This window comes from Acinetobacter sp. AS5 (assembly GCF_048957595.1).
Taxonomy (GTDB): Bacteria; Pseudomonadota; Gammaproteobacteria; order Pseudomonadales; family Moraxellaceae; genus Acinetobacter.
Window position 1 is genome coordinate 1 of the sequence record NZ_JARDAL010000074.1, and the last position, 8,727, is coordinate 8,727.

An 8,727-nucleotide genomic window follows, 5' to 3' on the forward strand; every position below is an offset into this window, starting at 1 on the left:
CTGTGCTTGACTCTTGTGGTTAAAAACAGGACATTTTAAATGGTTTATCGCATAGACATTTTAATTGGTGAATAACACAAAATGTAAGCCCCAAGTAGAAATGTTCTCGATAAATAATGAGCTAATTAACAGTACATATTCGGCTCACAATATGAGTCGAATTTGTGCTATATTTAACTCATCTTAGATTTTAGATGAGAGAGATTGAAAATGCAGAAATGGATTTGGCAAGCAGAAAACTGGACAAATTTCACATGGCAAGATTCAACTATCTTACCTAAAACCAGACAGATACATCAAAAAATAGGAATTCTTCTTGGACAAAGTCAGCATGATTTAGCGAAAGAACAATTCACTCTAGATACTCTACTTGCCAATCTCGTTGCTTCATCAGCAATTGAAAATGAAACCCTCAATGTTTTTTCATTGCGATCATCTTTAGCCCAACGCTTGGGTGTCACTCTTGAACAGCCTTATCCAAGCTCAGATCGATCAGAAGGTTTAGCCAATATCATGCTGGATGCGCTGAACGATGTTAAGCAACCACTGACTGTTGAGCGCCTCATGCAATGGCATCGTTGGCTTTTCAATGACCCCGACTGGACAATGCAACGTTTACGCATTGGTCAACTGAGGGGATCAGAGCCTATGCAGGTCGTTTCAGGTCGATTGGATTACCCTAAAGTACATTTTGAAGCACCGCCAAGAGAAGGCTTAGAAGAACGCTTACATACCTTCATAGCGTGGTTTAATCAGAGTCTGAATGATTCATTGCTTGATCCTCTGTTACGTGCAGGCATTACCCATTTATGGTTTGTTACCCTACATCCTTTTGATGATGGTAATGGCCGTATTACACGTACACTTACAGACCTTGCTCTAGCTCAAATGGATGAGCAAAGTATCCGTTTGTATGCAATGTCTACTGCGATATTAAATAAACGTAAAAGTTACTATGAGATATTAGAACAAACTCAAAAAAATGATTCTGATATCACAGATTGGCTGATTTGGTTTCTAGACACATTGAATGAAAGCCTTGAAAAAACCTTAGCGCAGATCAGTCGAACATTGTTTAAAAGTCAATTTTGGCATAAATATTCAAATTTAGCCCTGGGTGAAGAACAACGTAAAGTTCTAAATCGTTTATTAGACGGTGGCGAAAATGGCTTTGAACATGGTATTAGTGCTTCGCAATATCAAAAGGTTGCTAAAGTCAGTAAGGCAACGGCTACTCGCCACTTATCAGACTTACTTGAGAAAGAATGTATCGTTAAATTAGAAGGTGGTGGACGTAATACACGCTATCAGATCAATACCCAGTTATAGATATTCTAAGCAATAAAAAACCCCGGCATCCTGCCGGGGTTTTTCGTATTGGTTCGCTCGGTATAACTCCTGTCGTACCTTACAGTCCTTGTGCTTATCTCTTGTTATTCTTGTATGGAACTTCCTGTTCCCGATGAGTTCATCATAGGAAAATTATAGTATTCCGGATAGCCGCAAAGGGCCGAGTTTCATGTGCGCCAGGGCGTACAAAATAGCCTAAATTTTATCCACAGCAATTGGGGATAGTTTCGCAACCTGGAACCGCATGAAATAGGCACTGATTGCGAAATTGATCACTTATTAATCAATTTTCTTGGCAAAATGTTACAGATTCGCCTAAAAACTCACCAACTTATTACAAAAGGCGTTTTTTTACCTTTTCTTGGTTATGACTAAAATTTTAAGTGATTGATTTAAATATTAATATACAAGTGTACTTCGTATAACCACCATTATGTTAAATGGAGAATAAAATACGATCATATATTTATAATCCAATTCTTTTTTTGATAGAAAGAACCATTCTTTCTTTATTTAAATATCTGATACAGTGGCACTTATATAAAATATTATAACTTAGGTGATCCATGCCTAGCCTAACTCTCAAAGCGACATCAAAAAGATGCTTCGAGCCTAAAGTTCTAATGATTCTAATTGAGTGTCTGCCTGATGAACAAAGGCCTCCTATCAAAGTGAACCGTACCGGGTTTGTCGGAGACCAACTTTCCTGAGATGAGAAGCATTGCTTCTCAAGCGACATTAAATTGGGTAGATTGGTTCAATAAAAAGTATGTACACAGTGCACTGGGATATGTATCGCCTTTTGAGTTTGAGGCAATGTACTATGATAAGATTAACCCGTTAGGTCAGGTGGCCTAATTTAAATAAAAAAATCTCTGATAAATCCGGTACTGTTCAAAATGCGATTTATGGCTTTTTTATGTAAAAAAAAGTAATATTTGTCTTATTGTTAAATTATAACAATTAGTATAAATACACTTATGATTTACAGATGAAAAAGGTAGTTAAATGAAATATTTTTTAAGTTTAACCTTGTTAGTTTTAGCAATGACTGGGTGTACTTCGAGTCTAAAGACTGAAACTTTACAAGATAAGGCTACAAGCAATACTTCAGCTGATACGCAGGTCCTTAAATTTTCTGGTCCGAATGGTTTATTAATTTTTCTGAAATCATCGGATAACTTTGAAACTGCTTTAATGACTGATAACTCAGGCGTGGTATATCGTTTAAAGCAAACAGTTGCTGGTAGTGGTATTCGTTTAGCTAATAATAATGGAGTTTCAATTCACTTTAAACGTGGTGAAGGGGTTGTTGAATTTGTAAAAGACCAGCCAATCAGCATTACTGAAGTAAAATAATGAGGTTTAAACTTTAAGAGAACCCCACACCATAATCTGCATACCGAAAGTTAGACACTATTCCTTGAAATGTGGTCAAACATGATCAATGACTAATTCGCACTCTGTTAATGGGTGAATTCAAACATGAGGTGCGACAGTTTCAAAAGCCTTATGATAATCTGTGTGATTCATAGACATCACTTCAATATAATGGGTGTCTATGAACAGAGAAATTCAACAAAGACTCGTATGGGTTAAATTATTTGAAGAGACCAATAATACTGGCCTGGTTTGTCGGAGATGTGGCATTTCTAGACCAACTTTACGCAAGTGGTGGAAACGATATTCTGAACAAGGTATTGATGGATTAAGTAGTCATAGTAAATGTCCCTTAAAATCGCCAAATACTAAAATCAATGCTGAGCTAGAAGCTTTAATATTGAAAATGCGCTGCACGGAGTCTCGTTGTCCTTGGCGACTATCCATAAAGTACTATCCACCCATTAAGTCAAACCGATTAAAAAATTCCGTCGTAAAGTAGATTACATTTGTTATGAATGTCCATTACCAGGCGATAGAATTCAAATGGATACCTGTAAACTGGGTCCCTGGACTATATCAGTACACATCTATCGATGACTGCACACGATATCGCGTTTTAAGGATATATAAACGCCGAACAGCTGCGATACACTCGACCTTTTAACTGTGTAATTGAAGAAATGCCTTTTCCCATACAGCGAATACAGACCGATCGTGGACGAGAATTCTTTGCTGAAAAAGTACAGAAAAAATGATGCAGTATGGAATCAAATTCAGGCCAAATAAACCGGGTTCACCTCATCTGAATGGCAAGGTAGAGCGCTCACAAAAGACTGATAAATCTGAGTTCTACGCTACTGTAGATATCGATTCAGAGGAAATTCAGAGTAAACTGGCAGAATGGCAGCATTACTATAACTGGATGAGACCACATTCAGCTTTGAAAGATAAAATACCGATGGAAAGGTACTTTGAATTATGTGAAGAAACTCCTTTCTTAGATGAAGTCCAGAAGCAATACGACCCCTCAAATGAACGGATTCAACATGCCAATTACAAGATGTATTTAGAGATTGCTAAATTGAAACGATCTCTATGAATTACGTATCTATATCATTTTTACTAATATAAAAACATATGAATAAAAATCACGCCCCGTTTAACTGGCAATAGTTTTTGAACCCTGGTATAAAAGCTTAAAAAAATCTAGAAAGTCTTTATTTAATGTCAATACTCATCCAGTATTGAGGTTTTTTATCTTTTTTTGCCTGTGATCTAGGTTGTAATACTCTAATTTCATACTCACCTGAAGCAGGTAAAATATAAATACCATTATCATCAAGCTCTGGAGAATATTCTCCAAGATTGATGGAGTCTTTTAATTGATTACCCCATAAGTAAGCTTCAACATTTCCTCCAGTCAACTTCACTTTTAACTTTTGCCCTTTTTTAGCATAAAATTTGTAGGAATCATACTTGTATCCATCTATCCTTCCGTAATAATTTGCAGAGTAAGCTTTTTTAGCAAACTTAACTACAATAGTCTTTCGTATATCATTGTTATCATTTGCAAGTACGACAGGGCTAACTATAGTTAAAGTTAGGGCTATCAAAGCGCCAGCTAGTAATTTCGTATTCGCTATTTCCATAAGGTTACCCTAATTCTTGTATCGCTCCTGACATAATAATATAACTAATAAGTAACCATGAATCATAGAGCAGAAATGTGAATAGTCATAACATGGGGTTACACTTCAAATGCCAATTTAAGACTTGCAAAATTAATGGTTAATTAATTGGTTACTAAGGACTAGCCAATCTAAATATAAATTTTATTTAACAATTACTTATAGAAATATGTGATGCGTATGATACGCATCATATGAATATCGCTTAAATTTGCTATAATTGAATTGAGCAGTGCCATTTGTGGTTAGGTTAAAAATTCATGAGTCTTACTGAAATTAAGGTACGTCAAGCTAAACCAAAGGAAAAAATCTATTTTCTGGCAGATGATGACGGCTTAAGTTTGAAGGTAGAACCAAACGGACGTAAATCTTGGAGTTACCGCTATTCACTTGCAGGGACAAATAAACGTCCTCGCATGAAGTTGGGTGAATATCCTGTAATGTCCTTGAAAGAGGCCAGATCAGTCCGGGATGAATATAAATTTAATAATTATGAAAATAAACCACTGCATAAAAAATACATCAAAACTTTTCAGGATATTTGTGAAGAGTGGTTAGAATTTAAAATTAAAAATTCCTTTGAAGATGAACCACGATGCGGTGTAATTCAGCTCGCAAAAAAATGTTTAGATCAGGATGTTTATCCAAATATTGCACTAATGCCATTTATTGAAATTAAAAGATATGATCTAGTTAAGATTATTAAAAATATAGAATCTAGAAATGTAAAAGAACCTGTAAAGAAAGCCTATAGTTATTTAAATCAGATTTATGATTATGCGGTAGCGATGGGGTATTGTGAATATAATATTGCACATGGACTTCATAAAATATTAGTCAACAATAAGATTAAGAAAAACTATCCTCATTTGAATTCAGATGAACTATCTAATTTCTTAGCTAAATTAAATCAGATTAATACAGATCCTATTATTAAAAAAGCCCTGTTATTTAAATTATATACAGGCGTCCGTGGTGGAGAATTATTGCTTTGTGAACCACATCACTTCGATCTAGATAAAAAAATATGGAAAATACCAGCCTTACATATTAAACAATATAGAAGAAAGGTTATTTTAGGTCATGATATCCCTGATTTTTTTGTTCCACTATCTGATCAAGCACTTGAAGTTGTGAAATCAGCACTCGTTTGGTCTCATGGCGAGAAATATGTGTTTTCTAGCCCCCGAAATAATAATAAACCTATTCATTTTAATACCCTGAACTTGATTATCAGAAAAATGGGATATACTAAAAATGAATTAACTTCTCATGGGTTACGATCGACATTTAGTACCATATTAAATGAATCCGGTTTATTTCAATCAAATTGGATTGAAGCACAGCTATCTCATACTGATAAAAATAAAACCCGTGCAAGTTATAATCATGCAGAATATTTTAATCAGCGTATGGAAATGATGCAATGGTGGGGCGATTTTATTGATAGTTGTACTGTAAATTAATGGTTATGAAATCCAAGTTTTAATTAGAATAGGCTTTGTTGCACAAACCTATTCACCGCCATAAATCATTATCTAAAATTGCATCTCGTGGTAAAAGCTCAATGGGCCGGTTCTATGGCTATAAATTACATGTTGTGATGAATCACCTTAGAGAAATAGTCTGTTCACAATAATGATTTCTCTTAACTCGTAAAGTTTATGACGGTGTTGAACGTGTTCAATTGAATCTTAAGCAAGGTAAATGGATAGAAGAGAACTTCATTAAGTCGTATCAAAATATTCTTGAAAAATAGGCATTTCATTTCACATTAGAGCGAGAATCTAATGAGAAAGTTGCCTGATTGAATGTAGTGAATAGATTCATTGCATAATTGTTGACTAAAATTTTCTATATCAGCCTGTTTAAGATTAATCGGGCTGATTCTGTTAGGTCGAATATAATAGCGACCTGCTTTAATCATTTTTATTTGAACTTTATTTTATGTCACAGCTTGCTTCTCATTTTAAGCACAATCAGTTTTGTATTTTGTTGGAATATTTAAGTTCTGCTAAGGGCATTGCCGTACCAATGTCTTTAGCCGAATTTCCATGTGCGATCACTTTGGCAGATCGAGTGCATGCCGATAGTGATTTGCCACCACTTGAATGTGCGAAGACATTTCCTTCATCAGTGGAAAAAATCATCCATTATTCAGGGAAAGGTCGGGATATTACTGATTTTGAGACCTTCTTAAAATTAACTCAAGCTTCGGGACAAAAAAATTTACTGCTTCTCACAGGTGATAAGTTAAAAGGGCATACAAATGGTCAAGATGGAACGAATCGCACCCGATATTTAGAGTCTGTAAATGCGGTCATGGCCGCAAAGTGTTATGGTGGATTTCATATTGGTGTAGCTTTTAATCCCTTTAAATATGCTGAAGCTGAACGTGATGCACAATATTTAAAACTTCACAAAAAGATTAAAGCAGGAGCAGACTTTATCGTTACCCAGTTGGGTTACGATATGGAGGCTTTAAAACAAGCCAAGGCTTTTTTAAATCGTCATCGATACCCACAAAATATACTTGCTTGTGTTATGCCACTTAGTTTGGCACGTGCCAATTTTATGGTGAAACATAAGGTCGCAGGAATTGTGATTACACCACACATGTTACGAGTGTTGGCTCAGGAAAAACAGGATGGACGAACTGAGAATGCTTATAAACGTTGTGCTATACAAATATTGATGTGTAAGTATTTGGGTTTTGCAGGTGTGCATCTTTCAGCATGCCATAAGCCTGAAGAGCAAAAGCTTTTAGAAAAATATATTGAACAATATCGACATTATGGTTTACAGGAACTCGAAGCACTCTGGAATGCACTGTGGCAAGTGGAGACTAAAAAGGAACTCGTGCCAGAATTAGCTTATTATTCCCGCCAACCATCCTCTAGCCAGCTTATTAAATATCAGCAAGTGCATTTCATGCACAAGGCTCTATTTGAGTCCAAAATTGCCAAAGGTGTGGGGCATTTTATTTTTAAAGCCTCACTCTGGGAAAATACTCCTGCAGCAAAAGCATTGTTAAAAACTGAATTTATCTCTAAGCAAGGGATCGTGGGTTGTGAAAGTTGTGGTCAATGTAGGTTAGGAGATACTTTATATATTTGCCCTGAAACTTGTCCCAAAGGATTGGCGAATGGTCCTTGTGGTGGTACGACATTGGATCGCTGTGAGTTTGGAGATCGTGAATGCATTCATTCTGTGAAAGCCCGACTTGCCAAAGCCGTGGGACAGACTGACGTTCTAAAAGAAAAACTGATTCCAACTGTACCCATTGAAGTCCGTGGAACCAGTTCCTGGAAAAATTGGTATCTGGCGACTGAAGCTTAGCTTTCATCATCCATGGCATTCGAATAAAATTTCACGCCCAATTTGATGCGATCACGACCTTGGCTCATACGCCAACGGTTGGTATCACGTAAGGAGTATACACAGCCACAATATTCTTGTTGGTAGAATTCTTCCTTCTTGCTGATTTCAAGCATACGAACAGCACCACCATTTTTACGCCAGTTGTAGTCCCAATAGGTGATACCTTCATAATGTGAAGCAGAACGATGCCCACAATCATTGATCTGCTTCATATCTTTCCAACGAGAGATACCCAATGAGCTACTAATTAGGCTGAAGCCATTTTCAGCTGCATAAAGGGCAGTGCGTTCAAAGCGCATATCAAAACACATGGTACAGCGAATACCTTTCTCTGGCTCATTTTCCATGCCTTTGGCACGTGCAAACCAATTGTCTGTATCGTAATCACAGTCAATAAAAGGAATATTATGTTTTTCTGCAAAGCGAATATTTTCTTCCTTACGGATTTCATATTCCTTGACAGGGTGAATATTGGGATTATAAAAAAAGATCGAAAAGTCGATGCCTGATTCAATTAGGGTTTCCATCACTTCACCCGAGCATGGTGCACAGCAGGAGTGAAGCAGAAGCTTGTCGTGACCTGCTGGGAGAGTCAATTTCTGACGTTCAAGTTTGTTTGACATAGTTATATGGGTTTAAATCTAAACCCTATATTTTAACGATTTAATTAGATAGTAAGGATTTGATATACTGATATTTTCTAAGGTTAAGATGAAAGAAATTCACTAATTGAAATTTAATAAGAACTAAAGTATATAAGAGAATAACTACAATAATGCTTTGGAATCAGAACATTGCAAGTTAATCAAGAGTCATTGAATGAAGCTTTAAAATTAAGTGAAGAAATTATTAGGGTCTGTTGACATTTTCTGTTCAAAAAAATAGCGAGAAAGTAAAATTTAATCGCCAAACCAAATTTACTTCT

General features: G+C 36.0%; 6 protein-coding genes and 4 pseudogenes. 8 read left to right on the forward strand and 2 right to left on the reverse strand.

Annotation, left to right across the window (positions count from 1 at the left end; genetic code table 11):
- Positions 1-210: 210 nt before the first annotated feature.
- The 4 genes and pseudogenes from PV763_RS16255 (at position 211) to PV763_RS16270 (ending at position 3,832) form a co-directional block, all read left to right on the forward strand.
- Positions 211-1,329, forward strand: a complete 1,119-nt coding sequence (locus PV763_RS16255) for a Fic family protein (protein WP_126064968.1) — start codon at positions 211-213, stop codon at positions 1,327-1,329.
- A gap of 753 nt (positions 1,330-2,082) precedes the next feature.
- Positions 2,083-2,208 (forward strand): annotated as a pseudogene (locus PV763_RS16260) (IS3 family transposase); the annotation flags it as partial.
- A 150-nt stretch (positions 2,209-2,358) separates the two neighbouring features.
- Entirely contained in the window at positions 2,359-2,709 is a 351-nt protein-coding gene (locus PV763_RS16265) for a hypothetical protein (RefSeq protein WP_071321248.1), read from the forward strand.
- 202 nt (positions 2,710-2,911) lie between these two features.
- Positions 2,912-3,832 (forward strand): annotated as a pseudogene (locus tag PV763_RS16270) (integrase core domain-containing protein).
- A gap of 118 nt (positions 3,833-3,950) precedes the next feature.
- On the opposite strand, the gene PV763_RS16275 reads toward PV763_RS16270, so the two are convergent.
- The gene (locus PV763_RS16275) at positions 3,951-4,382 is read right to left on the reverse strand and encodes a PPC domain-containing protein (RefSeq protein WP_420938218.1); all 432 of its coding nucleotides are present in this window, start codon (positions 4,380-4,382) and stop codon (positions 3,951-3,953) included.
- Between the two features lie 299 nt (positions 4,383-4,681).
- Between PV763_RS16275 and PV763_RS16280 the strand changes: the two genes are divergently transcribed.
- The 4 genes and pseudogenes from PV763_RS16280 (at position 4,682) to PV763_RS16295 (ending at position 7,760) form a co-directional block, all read left to right on the forward strand.
- Positions 4,682-5,887, forward strand: coding sequence for a tyrosine-type recombinase/integrase (locus PV763_RS16280; protein ID WP_420938219.1), 1,206 nt, complete (start codon positions 4,682-4,684; stop codon positions 5,885-5,887).
- Between the two features lie 50 nt (positions 5,888-5,937).
- Positions 5,938-6,054 (forward strand): annotated as a pseudogene (locus tag PV763_RS16285) (transposase); the annotation flags it as partial.
- 24 nt (positions 6,055-6,078) lie between these two features.
- A pseudogene (locus PV763_RS16290) lies at positions 6,079-6,180 on the forward strand (putative oxygenase MesX); the annotation flags it as partial.
- Between the two features lie 188 nt (positions 6,181-6,368).
- Positions 6,369-7,760: a methylenetetrahydrofolate reductase C-terminal domain-containing protein gene (locus PV763_RS16295; protein WP_005093822.1), complete on the forward strand. Its 1,392-nt coding sequence runs from the start codon at positions 6,369-6,371 to the stop codon at positions 7,758-7,760.
- Here the strand turns inward: PV763_RS16295 and PV763_RS16300 are convergent.
- Positions 7,757-8,425: an epoxyqueuosine reductase QueH gene (locus PV763_RS16300; RefSeq protein WP_004647714.1), complete on the reverse strand. Its 669-nt coding sequence runs from the start codon at positions 8,423-8,425 to the stop codon at positions 7,757-7,759. The genes PV763_RS16295 and PV763_RS16300 overlap by 4 nt on opposite strands.
- Positions 8,426-8,727 lie beyond the last annotated feature (302 nt).

Excerpts from the sequence above, each read along its gene's own strand:
- PV763_RS16275 (WP_420938218.1), bottom strand. The coding sequence starts at position 4,382 with ATGGAAATAGCGAATACGAAATTACTAGCTGGCGCTTTGATAGCCCTA.
- PV763_RS16265 (WP_071321248.1), top strand. The coding sequence starts at position 2,359 with ATGAAATATTTTTTAAGTTTAACCTTGTTAGTTTTAGCAATGACTGGG.
- PV763_RS16295 (WP_005093822.1), top strand. The coding sequence starts at position 6,369 with ATGTCACAGCTTGCTTCTCATTTTAAGCACAATCAGTTTTGTATTTTG.
- PV763_RS16280 (WP_420938219.1), top strand. The coding sequence starts at position 4,682 with ATGAGTCTTACTGAAATTAAGGTACGTCAAGCTAAACCAAAGGAAAAA.
- PV763_RS16300 (WP_004647714.1), bottom strand. The coding sequence starts at position 8,425 with ATGTCAAACAAACTTGAACGTCAGAAATTGACTCTCCCAGCAGGTCAC.
- PV763_RS16255 (WP_126064968.1), top strand. The coding sequence starts at position 211 with ATGCAGAAATGGATTTGGCAAGCAGAAAACTGGACAAATTTCACATGG.